The organism is Litchfieldia salsa (genome assembly GCF_900104555.1).
Lineage (GTDB): Bacteria > Bacillota > Bacilli > Bacillales > Bacillaceae_L > Litchfieldia > Litchfieldia salsa.
In genome coordinates this window covers 242,510-264,742 of record NZ_FNJU01000004.1, presented here as the reverse complement: position 1 = coordinate 264,742, position 22,233 = coordinate 242,510, and the positions used below count along the sequence as shown (strand labels likewise).

Here is a 22,233-nt window from a genome sequence, read left to right as displayed (position 1 = left end):
TAATGGACAAACTGCTGTTCCAAGCTGAGAGTTTTGTCCGATAGAAGGCCTCTAATGGATAAACTGCCGTTCCGAGCGAAGAGTTTTGTCCGATAGAAGGCCTCTAATAGACAGGACTCACGTCCCGAGCAAAGCGTTTTGTCTAATAAAAGATATCTTTATCAATCAAATGAGGTGATCTTATGACATTTAAACCACTAGACCTCACATTTTTTCATCAACCGACACTTGAATTAGCGCCATCTTTATTAGGCAAGGTGCTTGTGAAGGAGTCGGAAACGGGTGTAGCAGCTGGAATCATTGTTGAGACAGAGGCATATATGGGTCCAGAGGATCAGGCAGCCCATAGTTTTGGGAACCGGAGAACGCAAAGAACAGAAGTCATGTTTGGTCCTGCGGGTTTCGTTTATACATATGCGATGCATACACATTGCTTAGTCAATGTTGTTAGTGGAGAAGTAGGAAAACCAGAGGCTGTGTTAATAAGAGCGGTTGAGCCGATTTTAGGGATTGAACAAATGTATGAGCGCCGGGGGTTGAATAAGAAAAAGCAAGAATTAACAAGCGGACCAGGAAAATTAACGAAGGCACTAGGAATTGTAAAAGAAGACTATGGAAAGCCAATTTTTGAGCCACCTTTATATATAGCAGAGGGAAAAGAGTATAAAGAAATTGAAAGTGGTCCAAGAATTGGTATAGATAATAGTGGGGAAGCAAAAGATTATCCTTGGAGATTTTGGATTGCTGATAATCCATATGTTTCTCGAATAAGATCTAATAAGTTTAAAAAAATGTAAAGTGCCAGGTAACTGAATATCTGGCACTTTTCAAACGTTAATTTAGTTGTATCCTTAACAATTGATCATCATCTTCACTTGGATTTCCGCGTCCATCTCGATTACTCGTGATCGTATAAAGGTTAGTATCTTCAATGTAAATATCACGCATTCTACCACTATTCTCATGAAGAGTGTCTACTGATTTGCTTTCAAGATCAAAGCTACGGATCCGCGAATCTCTTAAGGTTGCAATGTATAATTTCTCATTATAATAGTCTATTCCAGAAGGTGCCCAAGTTGTTTCTCCTGTATGAAAAATAGGTTTGACCATCCCGTTTTCTTCTTCATCTCCCTGAATAATCGGCCAGCCATAGTTCTGACCAGGCTCAATTAAATTGATTTCATCATGGGCACTTTGACCATGTTCACTACTATAAAAATTTCCTTTATCATCCCAAGCTAAGCCTTGAGGGTTTCGATGTCCAAAGGAATAAACATAGGATTGACTGAATGGGTTATCTTCTGGAACTTGTCCATCTAATGTTAACCTAAGAATTTTTCCAGCTAAACTATTCTTGTCTTGTGAAAGGTCTGGGTTTGCAGCATCTCCTGTTGTTACATAAAGCATACCATCAGGCCCAATCTTCATTCGGCCACCATTATGAATAGCGGCACCTGGAATGCCTCCTAGTAGTTCCTTCACTTCCACCCATGCTTCATCCTGTTTATGAAGGAGAACAATTCTGTTTTGAATGGTACCATCTTGTTGATAAGTATGGTAGGCGTAGGCTTGCTGAGTGGCTACAAAATTAGGAGCAAGCAAGAAACCGAGTAATCCTCCTTCTCCTTCATGTAATACATCCTTAGTCAGGGAAAGAGTATGAATGTTTTTGGTCGGGGAATCCAAATCTATTTCTATGATTTTACCTTCTCGTTGACTAATATAAAATGTATTTTCCTGTTTGGTAATCATCCATGGGATGTCTAGATTTTTTGCAAGTGATTCAGCGGGGACTGCAATCGTTTCGAGATGATCAGTAGTTGGGTTAGTAGATTCATTGTCTTTCGTTGAACAGGCTGTTATTGTCATCACTAGTACTATTAAAATAACGAACTTCTGCATATGTATTCTCCTTTCCATTTCCTGTTTTCTATTTTACACCTGTTTAATCATGTTGAAACAACGAATCATGCTATTTTTTGAAACAAGTTGCTAGCCATTTTAAAATTAGGCTGTTTCTCATAGTTTGTTGTTTTAGACATAATTGAAACGATAATTATAAGTAGGATGAATACACGGAGACTCCTGCGGGACCAGTGGCCAAAGTGAGACCCCACAGGAGCGTCAGCGACGAGGAGGCTCAATGGTCACCCGCCGGACGCGGAGTGTATTCATCCTGCGGTTTTGAAAGCAATAATATATACGGAAACAGCCTAAAATGATCACCAATCTAGTGAGGAGGGATAAAGTTGGAGAATCAACAGGTTGCATTAGTTACAGGCACATCAAGTGGCTTTGGATTACTAACTTCAATTGCTTTAGCGAAAGCAGGATATTTAGTTATTGCTACGATGAGAGATTTAAATAGATCTGGTCAATTAATGACCATGGCGAAGGAATTGGGTGTATATGAAAAAATTCAAGTACATCAGCTTGATGTGACATCAGAAGATTCAATCCACCAAATAAAGAATTTGGTGAATTCCATTGGACAAATCGATGTTTTGGTAAACAATGCAGGATATGCCGGAGCTGGTTTTGTTGAGGAAATTCCAATTACTGAATATCGAAAACAGTTCGAGACAAATGTTTTTGGAGTCATTTCAGTTACTCAAGCTATTTTACCAATTATGAGAACTCGTGGCAGAGGTAAGATTATTAATGTGAGCAGTATAAGCGGGAGAATAAGTTTCCCAGGTTTATCTCCATATACATCCTCAAAACATGCACTAGAGGGCTGGAGTGAATCGCTTCGAATCGAGTTAAAAGCTTTTGGCATTGATGTTGTTTTAGTCGAACCCGGCTCCTATCAAACGAATATTTGGACCAGTGGTAAAAAAGTAACAGAGAAATCTCGTTCTACTAAATCTCCCTATTTTCAAACAATGGTTAAAATAGAGGACCATTTGAATAAGAATATGAAAAACTATGGAGATCCAAATGAGGTAGCAAACCTCATCGTTACCATTGCAAGGAAAAACAAAACTAAGTTACGTTACCCAGTAGGGAAATCTGTGGGGGTGACAATGTTTCTTAAAAATCTACTGCCATGGAGTGTATGGGAGAAGTTAGTCTTAAAGCAATTAAAGTAGTAGTGTAAGAGACTTAACATGCTATATTGGGCGTAGTTGATTCCACTCACCTAAAGTGGAGTTCAACTACGCCCTTATAAAATAGTCTGAAGAAAATATAAAATGAGAATAGATCTAGTATAAACAAAATACCTTAATCTCAGTAATACGAAAATAAAAGTGAATTACGATAATAGGCACTTGTATTTACGGATTCATTTGGTTAAACTATAAAACGTAATGATTACGATTTAATTCAAGGAGGCACAAAATGTATGATTGGTTAGTTATTGGAGGTGGTATTCATGGTTGTACTATCTCAACATATTTAATTAAACATAAGAAAGTGCAAATTGAAAGGCTTTGTATTATCGATCCACACACTGAGCCTATGGCCAGATGGAAACGAAATACGGAAAGAATCTCAATGCAATATCTCCGGTCTCCGTCCGTTCATCACATTGATGTTCCACCATTTAGTTTGCAGCAGTTCAGCAAAATTTCCGAAGAGCATAACCGATTTTATGGGGTTTATAAACGCCCGTCACTTGAACTATTTAATGAACATTGTGATGAAGTTATATGCGAAACAGACCTTCAGAAAAGTTGGCATAGAGGTTTAGTAGAAAGTATTCGAAAGGAAAAAGGAGATTGGAGAGTAACTACGGAAAAAGGAGAGGTAATTAGGTCGAAAAATATAGTCATTGCTATTAGCGTAAATGAGCAGCTGCTGATACCTAATTGGGCAAAGGAACTTACTATACATGAACCCAAAAGAGTTCAACATATATTTGATGAAAACCAAGGAGATATAACGGAGATTAAAGCTCCTATTGCGATTATTGGCGGAGGAATTTCTGCAGCCCATCTTGCCATAAAAATGTCGAGAGAATACCCAGGTGAAGTAACACTAATAAAGCGTCATCCGTTTCGGGTTCATGACTTTGATAGTGATCCAGGCTGGTTAGGGCTAAAACTACAAGGTCCATATCGAAAACTTAAGGATTATAATGTTCGTCGAGAAAAAATAAAAGAGGCTAGACTAAAAGGGTCTATTCCTAGGGATGTCTTACGTAAAGTAAAGAGTCTAGAAGCTGAGCAGAAATTGCGTATTATAAATGGTGAAGTTAGCTCTTATAAAATGGAACCGGAATATCTAATGCTTAACATTAACGATATCTCTATTCAAACTAGAAGCATATTACTCGCAACAGGTTTTTCACCAACGAGACCTGGGAAATGGGTAGAAAAACTTATTGAAGTAGAAAAGCTAAGTTGTGCACAATGTGGCTATCCAATTGTAGATGAGAACCTGCAGTGGTACCCGCATTTGTATGTAATAGGCCCGTTGGCTGAGTTGGAAATAGGACCAATTGCTAGAAATATTTCAGGAGCGAGGCAGGCGGCTGAAAGAATAGTAAGTCATTTATAAAGTATAAATCGTAATGATTACGAAAAACAACAAGTAAAAGGGTGAAGATGATGAAAAAGGTACCAGTAACTGTCTTAAGTGGCTATTTAGGATCTGGGAAGACGACATTATTAAATCATGTGTTGCAAAACAAAGAAAATTTAAAGGTTGCAGTTATTGTTAATGATATGAGTGAAGTAAATATTGATGCATCAATGGTAAAAAAAGGCGGGTTTTCTCTTACTGAAGAAAAGCTTGTGGAAATGCAGAATGGTTGTATCTGTTGTACCCTTCGTGAGGATTTAATCGTAGAAGTGGAGCGACTTGTTAAAGATGGCGACATTGATTATATCTTGATTGAATCGTCGGGTATTTCTGAGCCTGTACCTGTTGCACAAACATTTAGTTATATTGATGAAGAATTAGGGGTTAATTTATCAGAGTATTGTCAGCTTGATACGATGGTAACCGTAGTTGATGCGAACCGCTTTTGGCATGACTTTGCATCTGGAGAAAGTCTACTAGATCGAAAACAAGCCAATGATGAAACAGGTACAAGAGAAGTTGTTGATCTACTTATTGACCAAATTGAATTTTCAAATGTTCTCATTTTAAATAAAATTGATTTAGTCGATCGAAAGAGCATTGAGGAATTGAGAGCAGTTCTTCAAAAGTTGAATCCAGAAGCGAAGATTGTTGAAAGTGCTCATTCTGTTGTAGGATTATCCAATATCTTGAATACTGGCATGTTTGACTTTGAAAAAGCAAGTCAATCTGCTGGTTGGATCAAGGAGTTGAACGAAGAGCATATTCCGGAGACGGAGGAGTATGGTATCTCCTCTTTTGTGTATCGTAGAAGAAAACCATTTCATCCAGAAAGATGGCTAAAATGGTTAGAGAATTGGCCTGTGGAAATCGTTCGTGCAAAGGGGTTCTTTTGGCTAGCAACTCGGAATGATACATCAGGACTATTATCCCAAGCTGGTACATCTATTGTCTTTCAAGGTGCAGGAGAATGGGTTGCTTCAAATCCTGAACAAGAACAAGCTAGATTTCTAGAAGAAGAGCCAGAGATGTTACATCGTTGGGATGAGGTGTATGGGGATCGAATAAATGAGCTTGTTTTTATTGGGATTGACTTAAAAAAGGAGGATATAGAGCTTGGTCTGGATTCTTGTTTGTTAACAAAGGAAGAAATGAATCAAGATTGGAGCAAAATGTCTGATCCCTTGCCATCTTTTTGAGGAATCGACTTTAACTGCGCATGATGTTATTGCTAAAAATGAGCATATTACTATTAATTAGTACTTGTCAAATCGTAATCATTACGATATCATAGATAAATCGAAATGGTTACGGTTATTGTGTAAAAAAATGTACATAAAAAAGGGGTATAATGATGAGATTATTTAAAGGGCATTTTTATAAAATTAGTATTTTACTAGTATGTATAAGTTTGTTGAGCGCGTGTGCACAGTCATCACAGAATAATTCTGAGAAAAACGAAGGAAAGCACATTAGCTTTCTTTACAATTTTTCAACGAATTCTCTAGATCCTCATGTGGATTCTAGTTATGTGCCATTAAGGGCGGGAATCACAGAAACATTAGTCCAATTAGATGAAGAAAATCTAACGGTTGCACCATGGCTAGCAGAAAGTTGGGAAGGTGAGGATGGACAAAATTGGACAATTAACCTTCGCAAGGATGTTACTTTTCATAATGGTAAAAAGATGGATGCAGAAAGTGTTAAAGCCTCACTTGAACGAGCATTACAGGAGAGTGTGGCGATTCAAAATGCATTGAAAATCGATAAAATTGAAGCTGAAGGATATACTTTACATATTTCCACAAAAGTGAACTTTCCTGAATTTATTTCGGAGCTTGTTAATCCGAATGTGTCAATTATCGATGTAACAGAAGAAGACATTATCAATAAACCAGTTGGTACTGGTCCTTTCGTTTTGGAAAAATTCACACCAGGAAGCAAGCTTGAGCTTAAGCGCTATGATCAATATTGGGATGGGCCTTCAAAGCTTGATACTGTTACATTTGCTTTTAATGAGGATGCAAGTGCTCGAACTCTTGCGCTGAAGTCTGGGCAAGTAGATATTGTTTATCGTCCTGAGGTTGAGAGCTTAGAATCGTTGCGTGCTGAGGAAGGGATTAAAGTTGAATCTACTGCAACCTTCCGTGTACACCAAATGACGATGAATATGGAACGAACAAGTTTAAAGGATGTTAATGTACGCCGGGCAGTTGATGCATTAATTGATCGCCAGAAGATTGTTGATACAATTCTGTTAGGCCATGCTGAACCAGCTATTGGACCATTTTTACCTTCATTACCGTTTGCACCGACTTATGAACAGAGTGAAACGGGTACAGGATCTGACATCGCAATTAAGCACTTGGAGGAAGCGGGTTATTCATTACAAGATGGGAAAATGGTAAAAGACGGAGAGCAGTTAAAATTTACGCTATTAACTTATAGTGCTCGAGCTGACTTACCGTTAATTGCTCAAGTATTTCAATCAGATGCTAAACGTATTGGAATTGATGTAGAAATACGTCAAATCGATACTCCTGAGGAATATATGGCATCAAACCGTGATTGGGATTTAGCTACGTATAGTAATTTAACAGCTCCGCGTGGGGATGCTGGTTATTATTTAAATGCAACCTATCACCCAACTGGCGCTCTTAACTTTAGTGGATCTCATGAACCAGAGTTGACTGCAATCATTGAGAAGCTGAATCAAACGGTTTCCCAGGAAGAACGAGCTGTTCTTGCAGAACAGGCAGCTGATTATGTGCATGACAATGTAATCAATTCTTTTGTCTTACATCCTTCCACTATTGTTGCCTATAACGATAATAAGGTTGAGAATTGGATAACCACTCGAAGTGAATATTACATGATAACAAACGAGCTGGATGTGAAGTAAATGGTTCAAATTTTAACAAGAAAGTTTTTGGAAGTTTTCCTTTTTATGTTATTTATTACATTCGTTAGTTTCTTATTTGTACGCCTTGCACCTGGAGATCCTGTGCTAACGATTTTGAATGTTGATGAGTTATCAGTTAGTCAGGAACAAATCGAGGAATTAAGAGAAGAAATGGGATTTAACAAGCCTTTACTGACCCAGTATGGGCTTTGGCTACTTAATTTCGTACAATTGGATTTCGGAAATTCTTACGTAACAGGTCAGCCTGTAATGGATATGATTTTAATTGGATTACCTGCTACTATCGAATTAACTCTTGGTGCACTCATCGTCATGTTGATTGTATCGATTCCCCTCGGTTCATTTTCTGCTCTTTATCGGAACAGTTGGATTGATCAGGTGAGTAGAATTCTATCCATTCTTGGGGCTGCTATCCCGAGTTTTTGGCTTGGATTGATTTTTATTGATTTATTCGGGGTGCGTTTGAACCTGCTACCAACCATGGGGAGAGATGGTTTCTCCTCATTGGTTTTACCCTCTTTGACACTTGGACTCGCGATTTCAAGTGTTTATGTTCGATTGCTTCGATCGAGCTTACTTGATTCGCTTAGTCAGGAATTTATTAGAGCGGCTAGAGCTCGTGGATTATCAGAGCAACGGATCTTTTTTGCACATGCATTCCGACATAGTCTTCCCCCAGTCATTACAGTATTTGGAGTAAGTTTGGGAAGCTTAATTGGCGGTGTAGTCGTGATAGAAGTTTTATTTGCATATCCAGGGATTGGAAAGCTTGTTGTTGATGCAATACGTCAGCGTGATTATCCGCTAATACAAGGCTATATTTTAGTGATGGCGGTCATTGTTTTTATCGTAAATACATGTGTAGATCTATCATATCGATACTTAAATCCTGAAATGAAATTAAAGGAAAGAGAGACTAACTGATGAGAGGATTATCAATACCCTTGCCAAAAGCAACAAAAAACAAAAATCCACTAATCCTACTGGTACTATTTCTAGGGTTAACTTTGGTAGTGGTTATTTATGCTTTTCTTTTTTTAAGGCATGATCCGACATTAACCAATCTCGATACCCGTCTCCAGGGGATGAGTATCCAGCATCCGCTTGGTACTGACCAACTTGGCCGGGATGTTCTGACTAGATTATTACTTGGTGGACAGCAAACAATCGGCTTTAGCTTCTTGGCGTTAGTTGTTGCTCTTTTCATTGGTGTCCCTTTGGGTATTATTGCTGGATATAAACGTGGGTTAGTTGATCGAGTATTCATGCGAATTGCTGATGGTTTTATCGCTTTTCCGGATACGATTGTTGCCATTGTTTTAAGTGGTTTACTTGGTCCGGGAATCGGTAACTTAGTTCTTGCCATTGTATTAGTTAAATGGGTTAACTATGCTCGCCTAGTTCGAAGCACTGTTTTATCAGAATCACAAAAGGACTATGTGGTGGTTGCCCGGATTAATGGTCTATCACCAAGTAAAATCATGCGTAAGCATTTGTTTCCCCATGTGGTAGGGCATGTTCTTGTTCTGGCGAGTCTTGATCTCGGTAAAATTATTTTACTCATTTCTGCCTTATCTTATATTGGACTTGGTGCTCAACCGCCAACTCCTGAATGGGGAGCAATGTTAAATGATTCACGTCCATATTTTCATTCAAGACCCGAGTTAATGGTATACCCAGGTCTTGCGATTGTGATTGTTGTATTATTTACGAATATGCTGGGCGATTATTTCCGTGATCATTTTGATGTGAAGAAAGAGGTACAGTGATGATTTTATCGATGGAGCAAGTATCAATAAGCGGCAGAGATAATAAGATTGTTAATAATGTATCGCTTTCCATACGTAAAGGAGAGTGGTATGCACTGGTAGGTCAAAGTGGTAGTGGAAAAAGTTTGCTTTCACAGGCCATTGGGCAAATGCTACCTCCTAATTTAAAAGTTGAAGGAAAAATACTCTTCAAAGAAGAAGATTTACTATCGTTATCACCAAAACAGATGAGGTCAATTCGTGGTGAAAAGCTATCTTATATATTTCAAGATTATCAAGGATCATTTACTCCTTTTAGAACGATTGCCCAGCATTTTGATGAATACCTGAAGGCACATGGTGTTCGTGATCGGAAAATAAGAAAACAAAAATCTATAGATGCGCTTGAATCGGTCGGGTTAGATGAAGCATTATACAGCCGATATCCATTTCAGTTAAGCGGAGGACAGCTTCAGCGTGTTTCGATTGCGATGGCCCTTATGCTGTCTCCTGATTTATTAATTGCTGATGAAGTGACCACAGCCCTTGATAGTGTCTCTGGGCATAGAGTCTTAGAATTGCTAGCGAAGTTACAAAAAGAAACAGGCTGTGCGATTTTATTCATCACTCATGATTGGCGTCATGTTAGACGGTATGCAAGCCGTCTTGCGGTCATGAAGGAAGGGGAAATCGTTGAATCAGGTGGGAAACATCGTATATTGGATCATCCACAACATGAATATACAAAGCAGTTAATTGCTGCTGCACCCACACTGGAACGAGGCCTTCCATCAGGGTTAGAGGAGGTAAAGGGTATATGAGCTTGCTTACGGTTACAAATCTTAAGAAATCATACACATCTGTAGCAGTAAACAACCTGTCATTTGAACTTGAAAAAGGTGAATGTCTCGGTCTAGTCGGTGAAAGTGGTTGTGGTAAAAGTACATTAGCTCGCTGTCTACTCCGAATTGAAACCATTGACAGTGGTTCGATCTATTTTAAGGATGCAGCCATTGAAAGACATAATGAACGTCAGATGTATCCTTACCGCAAAGACATCCAAATCGTGTTTCAAAATCCTTCAGCGGCTTTAAATCCTAAGCTTAAAATCAAGGATTCTTTAATTGATCCTTATGAACAGTATAAAAAAGTTCTTAAGCTTAGCCATTTTTCACATACCTCAAAGGACGCCTATGTGAAACAGCTTCTTGAAGCAGTTGAACTGCCAATGGATTTAGCCAACAGGTATCCACATGAATTAAGTGGGGGGCAGAAACAGCGGGTAACAATAGCTCGTGCGATTAGTATTGAACCAGAATTGATTGTTCTAGATGAACCTACAGCAAGTCTAGATGTCATCTCTCAAGGGGCAGTGCTAACACTACTAACAAACCTTCGCAAAACATTAAATCTCTCTTATTTATTTATTTCACATGATCTTGCTGCTGTTAAGCAAATGAGCCAGAGAATGATGGTTATGCAAAACGGAGAGATAGTTGACCAGTTTAACAGTGATCAACTATTTGATGTGGAGCGACATCCTTATACAAAAGAACTTATATCTATTTTTTAATACACTGTTTAAATCCGCAGGCTGAATACACTCCGCGTCCGGCGGGTGACCAGTGAGCCTCCTCGTCGCTAACGCTCCTGTGGGATCTCACTTTGGGCACTGGTCCCGCAGGAGTCTACGTGTATTCAACCCTGCTTGTGACTACCGTTTCAATGTTTTATGTCAAAACGACAAACTTAGAAACTCTCCTATTTAAACAATATGAACCTACATTTTTACCCCTTTCCATTCGCTATGATTATTTTGACTTTTGGACTGCTCGTCTTTTGGTTCTGGAACAAAGGCAAGGATGATGATCCCGATAATGAATAAGAGAACGAGACTAAATACCCCACTACTTGAATTGCCTGTTAATTGAGCTGTAACTGCTACTAATAATGGTCCCATAATCGATGCGAATTTTCCAAAAATGTTATAAAAGCCAAAGAACTCATTTGAATGCTCCTTTGGAACGAGCTTGGCAAAGTATGAACGACTTAATGCTTGAATTCCGCCTTGGGAACTAGCAACGAGCATCGCCAAGATCCAAAAGTCTAGGGTTGTTTCTAAAAAATAAGCGTAAATACAAACAATAATATAGACGAATATTCCTATATAAAGCATCTTTTTGCCTGTGAATCTCTCAGCTAATCGTCCATATAACAGGGTAAAGGGTGCTGCAACGACTTGTGTGACGAATAAGATAATTAATAGGTTAGTAGGAGTGATACCAAGATCTGAACCGTAGGCAGTAGACATGGTAATGATAGTACCAACACCATCTATATAGAAAAAATAGGCTAGAAGAAATAGAAATAGTGCTCGATATTTTTTTATTTCCTTAAAGGTTTTTCCAAGTCGTTTAAAGCTATTAATAATAGGCTTAGGTTCCCGTTTAATAAAATGTTTTTGCTGCACATTTCGTAACAGTGGGATAGAAAAGAGCCCCCACCAGATTGCAGTAATGATGAATGCTATTTTACTAGCTGTTACTGTAGCAATTGGAAGAATCTCGTTTTGTGCTAAAATGATGATCGCGATACTTATGATAAATGGAATGGTGCTACCGATATAGCCTAATCCAAACCCTCGTGCTGAAACTTTGTTCATTCGCTCTTCTGTTGTGACATCAACGATAAAGGCATCATAAAAGACATTTGCTCCGGCTGAACCAACTGCTGCAACTGTATAAATAATTAATAAAAGAAGCCATTGATCACCTGGAATAAAAGCAAGTAAGGCTGTAAATAAAACACCTAAACTAAAGAAGAATGTAAAGAACTTTTTTTTAAGACCTTGGTAATCTGCAATTGTGCCAAGAATGGGACCGAGCATAGCTAAAATGAATGTAGCGATGGCTATGGTGTACCCTAAATATGCAGTAGAATTTGAAGCGCTAACACCTGCATTTGTAGCGGCAGCCTTATAATATAATGGAAAGACTGCTGTTGAAATAATGATTGAATATGCGGAGTTTGCCCAGTCATAAAACATCCAACTATTTTCTTGCTTTGTAAAACGCCTCATCGTCATTTCCCTCCCTCAACAAGCCTATCTATATTGTACTAAATGGCTCGTCATAAAATGGTAAATTCATCAAAAAATTAGATATTCTTTACAAATCAGATATGTCATAAAACCAAGGTCCTAGCCAAAGGGTCTTTAACATCGTTAGAGAAGTTTCATTTACCCAATCAACAAACCACAGATAAATATGTTAAACTTTTAAAATAGTAAAAGTGTCACTAGGTATGTGGCGGAAGGATAGAAATAACCTTTGGGAGAAATTAAGGAGAATGTCTCTTGGATAATTTTAATCAGCAATTCTTATATGCAATAGTAATCATTGGTCTAGGATATGCCCTTAAGAGATTTAAGGTCCTTAAGGAACAAGATGGCGAAGGCTTATCAAGAATTATCTTTAATATAACCTTACCTGCACTCATCATTGTTACTTTTAATGATATAAACATCGATTATTCTCTCATTTTACTAATAGTGATCGCCTTTTTTTATGGTCTCTTCATTGCATTTCTTGGGCTTTGGGTATTTAAAAAGGAGTCTAGGAAAACTAAAGGGATGATGGGTATGATGATCCCGGGATTTAATATTGGATTATTTGCCTACCCTCTTGTTGAAGGAATATGGGGGAAGGACGGACTAAAGTATTTTGGGATGTTTGATGTAGGGAACGCCTTGATCGTATTCGGAGTCAGTTATCTTATTGGAAGTTTCTATGCTCAAGACAACGTAAAGTTAGGATTTAAAGAAATAACAGGAAAAATGGTAAAATCGATTCCCTTGATGACCTATCTTCTAATATTTCTATTAAATCTGACTGGTTACCAACTTCCTTCTTTTTTCATTGAAGTTTCAGAGATTGTCTCACTAGCAAATATGCCATTGGCCTTATTGTTGTTGGGGATCTACCTAAACTTCTCTTTTGAGAAAAGCTACAAAATTCTTGCTATAAAATTCATAGCTTTTAGATATGGTGTTGGGCTCGCTCTAGGAATTATTTTGTATATCATACTGCCGTTTGAAGATATGTTTAAATATACGGTCCTCATCGGTCTAATTCTACCGACGTCTGTTTCAATCCTGCCTTATTCAGTTGAATTTGATTATGACAGGAAATTTGTCGGGACTGTTTCTAATCTGACGATTATATTAAGCTTCTTTTTATTATGGGGGATTGGAAATCTCCTTCTATAACACGAATAAAAACCTGGTGATTTGTTCTACAATCATCAGGTTTTTTGGTTGATATCACTAATAAGAGACTCTAAGATTTGTAGAAATGTTTAATGACAACCCTTCTTGAAAGCCATTACGATAGGAGACAAAATTCGTATTGTGGGAAAGGTGAAGATGATGAAAACACTTTTAATAAAAAATGCACGAAATATCATTACGATGGATAGTGAAAGAACTCAATACCCTGGAGGAAGTATTTATATTGAAGGGCAGGAAATTAAAGCAATTGGTGTAAACCTTCCGTATGAAACGGCAGATGAGGTCATCGATGCGAGAAATCAGATCATCTACCCTGGGTTAATTAATACGCATCATCATTTATATCAAACCTTTACGAGAAACATTCCTTTAGCACAAAATTGCGAGTTGTTTGATTGGTTAATTACCCTCTATGATATTTGGCGTCATATTAAGCCTGAGGATGTCTATCTAAGTGCAGCTGTAGGACTTGGTGAATTATTGAAGAGTGGGTGTACAACAGCATCTGACCATTTCTATGTTTTTCCTGATGGAATCAGTGGAGAGCTAATTGATGAAGAGATTCGGGCAGCACAGGAATTGGGAATTCGATTCTTTCCAACCAGAGGCTCTATGAGTCTAGGAAGATCAAAAGGTGGACTTCCACCAGATGAGGTAGTTCAATCAGAAAATGTCATTCTTAAGGATACAATGAGGGTGATTGAAACCTATCATGATCCAAGCCCCTTCTCTATGGTTCGTGTGGGAGTAGCACCTTGTTCACCATTTTCAGTTAGTCGAGATTTATTGAGAGAATCTGCTAATTTAGCAAGAAGTTATGGTGTAAGAATGCACACTCATCTAGCAGAGTCACAGGATGAAGATCAATTTTGCTTAGAGAAATTGGGGATGAGGCCACTTGAGCTAATGGAACAAACAGGCTGGGTTGGAAATGATGTATGGTTTGCTCATGGAATTTGGTTTAATGAACAAGAAATAATCAAGCTAGGTACATGTGGATGTGGTGTGGCTCATTGTCCAAGTAGCAATATGAAAATGAAATCTGGAACGATGCCTATCATGGACATGTTGGGAGCTGGAGTGAAAGTTGGTTTAGGTGTAGATGGATCTGCATCAAACGACTCTTCAAATATGTTAATGGAATTAAAGGTTATGAATCTTCTCCATAATCTTCAGCATGGTACTAAGGCACTTAGTGCAGAGGATTGCTTGTACATAGCGACAAAGGGGTCTTCCAAGGTACTCGGATGGGAGGATTCAATTGGCTCTCTAGAAGTAGGTAAAGCAGCAGATTTATTTATGGTTAATGCGAATCGTTTAGAATTTGCAGGTGCGTTGTTTGATGATGCGTCACTTCCTATTTTGACAGGCACACCTCAAGTGGATAGAACAATTGTGGGTGGAAAGACAGTCGTAAAGGACGGTAGGTTGGTCAATGTGAATGAAGAACATCTAGCAATTGCTGCTCAAAAGGCTGCTTCTAGAATGTTGGAAACTGCAAGCAAGTACATGAAGAAGAATTATAAAAAATCTAGAATCACTAAGAAAGTATTTAGATAAAAGGGTTTAATGAAAGCTAACGCTTTCATTTTTTTAACTTAAAAACTCTTCTGAAAAATTGGTAATCTATCTAAATGTTACAGATGTTTTCGTCTAAAATAACCAATGACAAAAATAAACTAATAAATTAGTATGAGTTATAACAACTTGTGTAACATTTTATAACATTAGTAGATGTGAGATGAATTAACTGAAATTTATTAAAATACAGTATCTTCAGATATTTAAATCTTTAAGGGGGAGATGTAATTGGTGGTAGCAGAGAGTGAAGTAGTGGCATTTCAACAGGTGAGTAAGGTTTATAACACTGGCACGGTCGCACTTAGTAATTTTCATTTATCGATTAAAGAAGGTGAATTTATTAGCTTTTTAGGTCCTTCTGGTTGTGGAAAGTCAACGGCCTTGAGGATGGTTGCGGGTCTGGGTGAAGCGACGAACGGTGAAGTGAAAGTGTTTGATCAAAAGCCATTAGATGTCATTCGTAATTCAAATGACATTGCTTTCGTTTTCCAGGATGCAAATCTCCTCCCTTGGAGATCGGTTCTTGACAATGTGTTACTCCCTCTTGAATTAAGAGGTGGTAATAAGAAGGTTCATAAAGAAACGGCGCTAAGAGTTCTTGAGATGGTTGGGCTTAAGGATCATTTGAAATCATATCCACGACAGCTATCTGGTGGGATGAAAATGCGTGTATCGATTGCGCGTGCTTTAGCAGCTAAACCTAAAATGTTATTAATGGATGAGCCTTTTGCGGCTTTAGATGAAATTACGCGGCAAACCCTACAAATGGAATTATTAGAGATTTGGCGTAAAGAAAAAATGACAATTTTGTTTGTTACACACAATGTGTATGAAGCTGTGTTCTTGTCAACAAGAATTGCTGTAATGTCAGCGCGTCCTGGTCGGTTATCCTCGATGATTGATGTAAAACTTCCTTCGATAAGAAATTTGAATATGAGAACAGAAGATTCGTTTAATGAAATGGTGGAATTAGCATCTCAGTGCTTAGAGAATAGCACAGATGAAAGGAGCTAGGTTCATGTCTATACATTCGATAGAGGTAGCAAAAGAAGAAGTGTTAACGAAATCTAAGTCTAAGGAAAATCCTGTATGGTCCAAGTTTAAGCAATATTACATTGGTCCAATTATTGCGTTTATTGTGTTCATATCATTATGGCAAGTCATTCCGCTTCTACTTGATATTAAGCATTATATTTTGCCGAAGCCATCAGATGTTCTGGAGGCGGCAATTAAGGATTGGGATTTATTATGGCCTGCAGTCCAAATTACAGTTGTAGAATCAGTCATAGGATTTCTGTTTAGCGCTGTTATTGGAATTTTGGTGTCGATTCTCTTAGCGAGTTCAAAGATTCTAGAACGAAGTATATACCCGTACGCGATTATTCTGCAAACCATTCCTGTTGTCGCAGTAGCACCCATTATCGTCATCTGGTTTGGTGCAGGTTACAATTCAATCGTAGTGATCTCGTTTTTAGTCGGATTCTTTCCGGTCATCTCAAACACATTAATGGGATTAAATTCGGTTGATAAAAATATGGATGAACTATTTACATTGTATAATTCGTCAAATTGGCAAAAGATGTGGAAGCTTAGACTCCCTGCTGCAATGCCGTTTATCATGGCTGGTTTAAAAGTGTCGTGTACATTAACAATCGTTGGAGCAATTGTTGGTGAATATGTCGCTGGAATTGGTGGCGGAAAAGGTGGTTTAGGTTATTCTATAACCGTTGCAGCAATCCAGGTAAAAACAGCTTATTTATTCGCTTGTGGAATCGCTGCTGCTATATTAGGGGTTACCTTTTATCTCTTAGTCAGCTTTATCTCACACTTAATTCTTAAATCTTGGCACGAATCAGCAATGAAGGTTGAAAAATAAGGCTGTTTACTCAAAACTTGGTGTTTGAACATTAAAACGCTGTTACTTACTAGCAGGCTGAATACACGTAGACTCCTGCGGGACCAGTGGCCAAAGTGAGACCCCGCAGGAGCATTGCGACGAGGAGGCTCACTGATCACCCGCCGGACGCGGAGTGTATTCAGCCAGCGGCTTTAAAGGCAGAAACAATAGAACCAAATATAAAAGAGATACAAGGGGGAAAATGAAATGGAATTAAAGATCTTGAAGAAGTCAGGGTTATTTTTAATGGGATTAATGCTTATGCTTTTGCTAGCAGCTTGCTCTGAAAAAGAGGCTGGAGGTTCTTCTGAGGATTCTAGTGAGGGTGAGCAATCTGGTGAAGAAGCTGCAACTGAGGCAGTAAAGCTTGTATTAAACTGGTTTCCTAAAGCACAGCATGGTGGAGTTTTTGCTGCAAATGAAAAGGGATATTTCGAAGAAAATGGCTTAGATGTAACCATTGAACCAGGTGGTCCACAAGTATCATCCATCCAAATGGTAGCTTCAGGTAGTGCGCAGTTTGGCTTAGCGCATGCAGATCAGATGGTCATAGCAAGAAATCAAGGAATTGAACTTGTTGCTGTAGCTGCTGCAATGCAAGGTAGTCCACAAGCGTGGATGTACCATAAGGGTCAAGAAATCGGTGGGTTCGAAGATTTAAATGGAAGAACTGTATTTATTCAACCGGGGATTACCTATTGGGATTTCTTGAAGGGTCAATACGATTTGAGTGGAGCGAAGGAAGTGGCTTACACTGGTCAGCATGTGAACTTTATGGATGATGAAACATCTGTAACTCAAGCGTTTGTGACGTCAGAACCGTATTTTATGGAACTGGAGAATGTTGAAACAGAAACGATGTTAATTTCTGAATCTGGTTATGATCCATATAATATTGTATTATATGTAACAAAAGACTATCTAGAGGAAAATAAAGAGACTGTCCAAAAGTTCGTTACTGCGTTTGTTGATGGATGGGATTATTACAAAGATTCTCCAGATGAAATCACAAAAGTAATTAATGAAGCTAATACAGATATTGCGTTTGAGGCATTACAATTTGAGCAAACATCTCAAGCTGAATTCGTTTATGGTGGAGATGCTGCAGAACATGGTGTTGGCTATATGACAGAGGAAAGATGGAGTACTTTGATTGATCAACTAGCAGAGTTAGGATTACTTGAAGAAAAATTTGATGCATCAAGTATCTTTACAACCGAATTTCTATCCCACTAATAAAATTAAAAGGTGACTCTTGTTTATGGAGTCACCTTCTTTGCTAATTAAATAGATTTGAATGGAGGGAAAGAGAAAATGAAGGATGTCTATCAAGCTTACATGGATAATCGACTAACAATAGAGCCAACCAACCCTGGTCCATTGGATGGTTTAACTTTCTCAGTGAAAGATGTATTTGCGATAAAAGGTTATAGGAATGCGGCGGGAAATCCTGACTACCTTAGAACCCATGGCCCGTCAGAAGAGAATGCCCCGGTCATTGACTCTCTCCTTGAAAATGGTGCAAAGCTAATTGGTACAACTCACACAGATGAGTTAATGTATAGCCTAAATGGTGAAAATATTCATTATGGAACCCCAACTAATCCGAAGGCTCCAGGCCATATCCCTGGAGGCTCCTCAAGTGGTTCTGCTGTAGCGGTTGCTGGTGGAATGGTTGATTTTGCATTAGGAACAGATACGGGAGGCTCTGTTCGGATTCCCTCTTCTTATTGCGGAATCTTTGGTATTAGACCTACACATGGTGCAGTGGATATTACAGGTGTCATTCCTTTGGCAGATAGCTTTGATACAGTTGGCTGGATGGCAAGAGATATAAGCACACTGAAGGGTGTTGGAGAGGTTTTATTAAAGGAACAACAAGATCAAAGAGAAGAACCTTTTAAAAGGTGTTTGTTTTTAAAAGATGCTTGGGATCAACTGCTTCATAAAAGTACAGAGAGTTCATTAAGTGCATTTCTCCCTTCAATAAAAGAAGCTTGTGAGATGTATGAAGAAATTACTGTTTCTGATGAAGGGTTGGGTGAGTGGGCAAATACTTTCCGAATCATTCAGGCGATGGAGATATGGGAAGAGCATAAAGATTGGATTGAGGCAGAAAACCCACAGTTTGGTCCAGGAATTAAGGAGCGGTTTGAATGGGCAAGTACGTTGAGAAGAGAAAGCTATAAAGACCTCTTGTTACAAAGGGAAAAAATAACGAATCATCTAACTAGATTTTTAGGGGTCGATGGTATTTTTGTCATACCTGCTGCTCCTGGGTGTGCGCCTGTGAAAAATTTACGCGGAGAAGAACTTGAGGAATATCGATCTCGGGCCATGAGGTTAACGTGTATTGCTGGATTAGCGGGCTTGCCTCAAGTGACATTGCCTCTTGGAGAACATGAAGGTTTGCCGGTGGGTTTGTCTATTATAGGTAATCATCATCAAGATTTAAGGTTGCTTAACTTTGCTGCTAATTTACTAGAGAAATAACATATCGAGCTATGAAAATAGATGAACCTAAAGAGTTATTTCACTTTGGTTCGTCTTTTTGTTTGTCATTATCTTTGGTGGTTTTCGTATAGATTGTTGCTTTTAAAGTCGCAGGCTGAATACACTCCGCGTCCGGCGGGTGACCAGTGAGCCTCCTCGTCGCGAATGCTCCTGTGGGGTCTCACTTTGGCCACTGATCCCGCAGGAGTCTACGTGTATTCAGCCTGCTTGTTACTAGCGATTCAATGTTTTATGTTTAAAGCAAAGCCTTATATTTTTTCTTGATAGACATCCAATGCAGCTTGTAATGCTTTTCCTGTTTCTACTTTAGCTCCATGGCGGATAAGGACTGCTTCTAAAGCGCCTAGGACAAACAGAATGTTTTCTTTTCGACAGCTATAACCCATTGATCCGATCCTCCATATTTTTCCGTGAAGAGGTCCGAATGAGCTTGCGATTTCAATCCCGAATTCATGTAATAGCATGCTTCTTACTGACTCTGGCTCCACTCCTGCTGGTACCGTTACACATGTGACCATAGGAAGCTTACATTCGCGATTTCCATAGAGTGCGAGTCCCATTGCTTCAATACCTGCTATCAATGCCCTCTCGTGATGTAGGTGACGGTTGAAACGTGCATCTAACCCCTCTTCTAGTAAAATCCTCAAACCTTCGCGAAGAGCATACAGCATTGATGTTGCTTCTGTATGGTGATTTAGTCTTCTAGGACCCCAGTAATCTTGTAACATACTTAAATCAAAATAATTACTTTTGATAAATGAGTGATTAAGCTGTTGCTCGCGGATTCGATCTTCATCGGTGGAAATTCCTCGTTCAACCTTTTTCCTGGCGTTAATTACTTTCTCAACGCGATCATTAAAAGTAATAGGAGCCATTCCTGAAGGAACAGATAAACACTTTTGGGTTCCGGCAATCAACCCATCGATAAACCATTCGTCGACTTTCACAGGAGTTCCTCCGGTGGTAGCTACTGCATCAACAATTAGTAAACAATCTAACTCTCGACACGCAGCCCCAATTTGGTCCAAAGGCTGCATGCACCCTGTTGAGGTTTCACCGTGAACGATGGCTGTTATTTTTGGTGAAATTCTTCTGACTTCATCAATAATAACCTTTTGATCAAATACAGTACCCCACTCGCATTCAAGGGTGTGTACTTCTGCTCCATACCTTTCGCAAATTTCGGTGAGTAAATATCCGAAACGGCCGAATATTGGAACCAATACTTTATCTCCTGGTTCAATTACACTACATAGCATAGCTTCAATTCCTGACCTTGATGTTCCGTCAACCGGGAATGCCCATTTATTCTTCGTTTGAAATAAGTGCCTCAACATCTCCATTACTTCATTCATGATTGTTGTAAAGGCTGGATCGAACTGCCCTACTATAGGTGTGCTCATCGCTCTTAAAACTCTTGGGTCCACCTCTACTGGACCAGGAGTCATAATTGTTCGTAGTGGTGTATTTAAATCTCTATATGTCATAGTCGTTAACCCTCCTCATGATAAGCTAATTGATAGAGTAATTCTGTAAGAACAGATCTTCCTTTTTCCAGATCTTCCTTTTTAGTGCTTTCTTTTGGAGAATGACTAACTCCATTTTCGCTTGGTACAAATAATAAGGCTGTTGGACAATGTGTACCAAACACCTGTGCATCATGCCCTGCCCCGCTCACAATTGGTGAATAAGAAAACCCTTTTTCTTGCGCGATTTTTGTAAGGTGGTTGGTTAATGTGGAATCCATCATGACCGGTTTGACGCTCATCCACTGGTCGATTTCAATTTCCATTTCATGTTCCTTTGAATAGTCGATAAAGAAAAGTGAAAGTTCCTGACAGAATTGATCAAGTGTTTGCTCGTCGTAATGTCTAACATCTAAAGTGAATAATACCTCACCTGCAATAACATTAGGAACATTCGGTTTGGCAGTTAGTTTGCCTGTGGTGGCAACAAGCTGGGGGTCCGTTTCTTGTGCTTTTTTATTAATAAAGGTTATTAAATGAGAGGCGGCAAGCATGGCGTCCTTTCTGAAATTCATTGGTGTTGTTCCAGCATGATTGCTTTCACCGGTAATACGGATGTTAAAACGGCGTTGCCCAACGATGTGGCTGACAATTCCTAATGATTTATTGGTTCTTTCCAGTGTGATCCCTTGTTCTACGTGTAATTCTATAAAACAACCGATATCATCTCTAACAGGTGTTTCATACTGCTCAGGGTCAAAGCCTGCTGTTTTCATGGCATCTAAAAGCTTAATTCCGTCACCATCTGTGATTCTAGTTCCATCTTTTAAGGAGTATCGGCCTGTCATATTACCTGAACCCCAGAATGTTAATGGAAATCGACTACCTTCTTCTTCGCATAATGAAACAACTTCAATGGTTTTATTCGGCTGCCCGTGTTGGTCTATCAATCTTTTAACTGAAAGTAAGCTCGCAATGATTCCGTAGACTCCGTCATACATTCCCCCGTCAATCACTGAATCAATATGAGATCCTGTTAAAATGATGGGTGATTGAGGATTACTTCCTTCTAGTCTTCCGAATAAATTTCCGACGCTGTCGAAATAAGTAGTCAAACCTATTTCCTCCATTTTGGCCTTTAATGCATGCTGAGCATTGATCCAAGATGAAGAATAGAGTAACCGACTAACACCGCCGTGTTTAGATTGTCCGTAAGAAGAAAGCCATTTAACCATTGCTTCAGCCTCGGGTTGTTGATGATTAAAAATGTATTTAGAATCCAATGCCAT

General features: G+C 38.8%; 19 protein-coding genes. 15 read left to right on the top strand and 4 right to left on the bottom strand.

Annotated features, from left to right (window positions below; all coding sequences use genetic code 11):
* Window positions 1-182: 182 nt before the first annotated feature.
* A complete protein-coding gene (locus BLQ56_RS10900) occupies window positions 183-797 on the top strand; it encodes a DNA-3-methyladenine glycosylase (RefSeq protein WP_090853672.1) in 615 nt (204 codons plus the stop codon).
* 37 nt (window positions 798-834) lie between these two features.
* On the opposite strand, the gene BLQ56_RS10895 is transcribed toward BLQ56_RS10900, so the two are convergent.
* A complete protein-coding gene (locus BLQ56_RS10895) occupies window positions 835-1,902 on the bottom strand; it encodes a PQQ-dependent sugar dehydrogenase (RefSeq protein ID WP_090853670.1) in 1,068 nt (355 codons plus the stop codon).
* Between the two features lie 347 nt (window positions 1,903-2,249).
* Here BLQ56_RS10895 and BLQ56_RS10890 point away from each other — a divergent pair, with 347 nt between their 5' ends.
* The 8 genes from BLQ56_RS10890 (at window position 2,250) to BLQ56_RS10855 (ending at window position 10,771) form a co-directional block, all read left to right on the top strand.
* Window positions 2,250-3,092, top strand: coding sequence for an oxidoreductase (locus BLQ56_RS10890; RefSeq protein ID WP_090853667.1), 843 nt, complete (start codon window positions 2,250-2,252; stop codon window positions 3,090-3,092).
* A 250-nt stretch (window positions 3,093-3,342) separates the two neighbouring features.
* The gene (locus BLQ56_RS10885; protein ID WP_090853664.1) at window positions 3,343-4,503 is read left to right on the top strand and encodes an NAD(P)-binding domain-containing protein; all 1,161 of its coding nucleotides are present in this window, start codon (window positions 3,343-3,345) and stop codon (window positions 4,501-4,503) included.
* Between the two features lie 47 nt (window positions 4,504-4,550).
* On the top strand, window positions 4,551-5,726 hold the full coding sequence (locus BLQ56_RS10880; protein ID WP_090853661.1) for a GTP-binding protein: 1,176 nt from the start codon (window positions 4,551-4,553) through the stop codon (window positions 5,724-5,726).
* A gap of 155 nt (window positions 5,727-5,881) precedes the next feature.
* Window positions 5,882-7,429 carry a nickel ABC transporter substrate-binding protein gene (gene nikA, locus BLQ56_RS10875; RefSeq protein ID WP_386756464.1) on the top strand — a complete coding sequence of 516 codons (1,548 nt, stop codon included), beginning with the start codon at window positions 5,882-5,884 and terminating at the stop codon, window positions 7,427-7,429.
* Window positions 7,430-8,374 (top strand): nickel ABC transporter permease, encoded by a 945-nt coding sequence (gene nikB / locus BLQ56_RS10870; RefSeq protein ID WP_090853655.1) that lies wholly within the window; start codon window positions 7,430-7,432, stop codon window positions 8,372-8,374.
* Entirely contained in the window at window positions 8,374-9,219 is an 846-nt protein-coding gene (gene nikC / locus BLQ56_RS10865) for a nickel transporter permease (protein WP_090853652.1), read from the top strand. The genes nikB and nikC overlap by 1 nt, the downstream gene beginning before the upstream one ends.
* Complete coding sequence (locus BLQ56_RS10860) at window positions 9,219-10,019, top strand: ABC transporter ATP-binding protein (protein WP_090853649.1); 801 nt, start codon at window positions 9,219-9,221, stop codon at window positions 10,017-10,019. The genes nikC and BLQ56_RS10860 overlap by 1 nt, the downstream gene beginning before the upstream one ends.
* A complete protein-coding gene (locus tag BLQ56_RS10855) occupies window positions 10,016-10,771 on the top strand; it encodes an ABC transporter ATP-binding protein (protein ID WP_090853646.1) in 756 nt (251 codons plus the stop codon). The genes BLQ56_RS10860 and BLQ56_RS10855 overlap by 4 nt, the downstream gene beginning before the upstream one ends.
* Window positions 10,772-10,978: 207 nt before the next feature.
* On the opposite strand, the gene BLQ56_RS10850 is transcribed toward BLQ56_RS10855, so the two are convergent.
* Window positions 10,979-12,277: an MFS transporter gene (locus BLQ56_RS10850; RefSeq protein ID WP_090853643.1), complete on the bottom strand. Its 1,299-nt coding sequence runs from the start codon at window positions 12,275-12,277 to the stop codon at window positions 10,979-10,981.
* Window positions 12,278-12,553: 276 nt separating this feature from the next.
* On the opposite strand from BLQ56_RS10850, the gene BLQ56_RS10845 reads away from it, so the two are divergent.
* From BLQ56_RS10845 to BLQ56_RS10820, 6 genes are all read left to right on the top strand, one after another.
* The gene (locus BLQ56_RS10845) at window positions 12,554-13,465 is read left to right on the top strand and encodes an AEC family transporter (RefSeq protein WP_090853640.1); all 912 of its coding nucleotides are present in this window, start codon (window positions 12,554-12,556) and stop codon (window positions 13,463-13,465) included.
* A 156-nt stretch (window positions 13,466-13,621) separates the two neighbouring features.
* Window positions 13,622-15,046, top strand: coding sequence for an 8-oxoguanine deaminase (locus tag BLQ56_RS10840; RefSeq protein WP_090853994.1), 1,425 nt, complete (start codon window positions 13,622-13,624; stop codon window positions 15,044-15,046).
* Between the two features lie 249 nt (window positions 15,047-15,295).
* Window positions 15,296-16,081 carry an ABC transporter ATP-binding protein gene (locus tag BLQ56_RS10835; protein ID WP_090853638.1) on the top strand — a complete coding sequence of 262 codons (786 nt, stop codon included), beginning with the start codon at window positions 15,296-15,298 and terminating at the stop codon, window positions 16,079-16,081.
* Window positions 16,082-16,085: 4 nt separating this feature from the next.
* Entirely contained in the window at window positions 16,086-16,943 is an 858-nt protein-coding gene (locus BLQ56_RS10830) for an ABC transporter permease (RefSeq protein ID WP_090853635.1), read from the top strand.
* A 228-nt stretch (window positions 16,944-17,171) separates the two neighbouring features.
* Window positions 17,172-18,200: an ABC transporter substrate-binding protein gene (locus BLQ56_RS10825; protein ID WP_090853632.1), complete on the top strand. Its 1,029-nt coding sequence runs from the start codon at window positions 17,172-17,174 to the stop codon at window positions 18,198-18,200.
* Window positions 18,201-18,278: 78 nt separating this feature from the next.
* Window positions 18,279-19,457 carry an amidase gene (locus tag BLQ56_RS10820; protein WP_090853628.1) on the top strand — a complete coding sequence of 393 codons (1,179 nt, stop codon included), beginning with the start codon at window positions 18,279-18,281 and terminating at the stop codon, window positions 19,455-19,457.
* Between the two features lie 269 nt (window positions 19,458-19,726).
* On the opposite strand, the gene BLQ56_RS10815 is transcribed toward BLQ56_RS10820, so the two are convergent.
* Together BLQ56_RS10815 and allC are read right to left on the bottom strand one after the other, a co-directional pair.
* Window positions 19,727-20,965 carry a pyridoxal-phosphate-dependent aminotransferase family protein gene (locus BLQ56_RS10815; protein ID WP_090853625.1) on the bottom strand — a complete coding sequence of 413 codons (1,239 nt, stop codon included), beginning with the start codon at window positions 20,963-20,965 and terminating at the stop codon, window positions 19,727-19,729.
* A 5-nt stretch (window positions 20,966-20,970) separates the two neighbouring features.
* Window positions 20,971-22,233: an allantoate deiminase gene (allC, locus tag BLQ56_RS10810; RefSeq protein ID WP_090853622.1), complete on the bottom strand. Its 1,263-nt coding sequence runs from the start codon at window positions 22,231-22,233 to the stop codon at window positions 20,971-20,973.

Excerpts from the sequence above, each read along its gene's own strand:
- BLQ56_RS10900 (WP_090853672.1), top strand. The coding sequence starts at position 183 with ATGACATTTAAACCACTAGACCTCACATTTTTTCATCAACCGACACTT.
- BLQ56_RS10895 (WP_090853670.1), bottom strand. The coding sequence starts at position 1,902 with ATGCAGAAGTTCGTTATTTTAATAGTACTAGTGATGACAATAACAGCC.
- BLQ56_RS10885 (WP_090853664.1), top strand. The coding sequence starts at position 3,343 with ATGTATGATTGGTTAGTTATTGGAGGTGGTATTCATGGTTGTACTATC.
- BLQ56_RS10880 (WP_090853661.1), top strand. The coding sequence starts at position 4,551 with ATGATGAAAAAGGTACCAGTAACTGTCTTAAGTGGCTATTTAGGATCT.
- nikA (WP_386756464.1), top strand. The coding sequence starts at position 5,882 with ATGAGATTATTTAAAGGGCATTTTTATAAAATTAGTATTTTACTAGTA.
- nikB (WP_090853655.1), top strand. The coding sequence starts at position 7,430 with ATGGTTCAAATTTTAACAAGAAAGTTTTTGGAAGTTTTCCTTTTTATG.
- nikC (WP_090853652.1), top strand. The coding sequence starts at position 8,374 with ATGAGAGGATTATCAATACCCTTGCCAAAAGCAACAAAAAACAAAAAT.
- BLQ56_RS10860 (WP_090853649.1), top strand. The coding sequence starts at position 9,219 with ATGATTTTATCGATGGAGCAAGTATCAATAAGCGGCAGAGATAATAAG.
- BLQ56_RS10855 (WP_090853646.1), top strand. The coding sequence starts at position 10,016 with ATGAGCTTGCTTACGGTTACAAATCTTAAGAAATCATACACATCTGTA.
- BLQ56_RS10850 (WP_090853643.1), bottom strand. The coding sequence starts at position 12,277 with ATGAGGCGTTTTACAAAGCAAGAAAATAGTTGGATGTTTTATGACTGG.
- BLQ56_RS10840 (WP_090853994.1), top strand. The coding sequence starts at position 13,622 with ATGATGAAAACACTTTTAATAAAAAATGCACGAAATATCATTACGATG.
- BLQ56_RS10830 (WP_090853635.1), top strand. The coding sequence starts at position 16,086 with ATGTCTATACATTCGATAGAGGTAGCAAAAGAAGAAGTGTTAACGAAA.
- BLQ56_RS10825 (WP_090853632.1), top strand. The coding sequence starts at position 17,172 with ATGGAATTAAAGATCTTGAAGAAGTCAGGGTTATTTTTAATGGGATTA.
- BLQ56_RS10820 (WP_090853628.1), top strand. The coding sequence starts at position 18,279 with ATGAAGGATGTCTATCAAGCTTACATGGATAATCGACTAACAATAGAG.
- BLQ56_RS10815 (WP_090853625.1), bottom strand. The coding sequence starts at position 20,965 with ATGACATATAGAGATTTAAATACACCACTACGAACAATTATGACTCCT.
- allC (WP_090853622.1), bottom strand. The coding sequence starts at position 22,233 with ATGGCATTGGATTCTAAATACATTTTTAATCATCAACAACCCGAGGCT.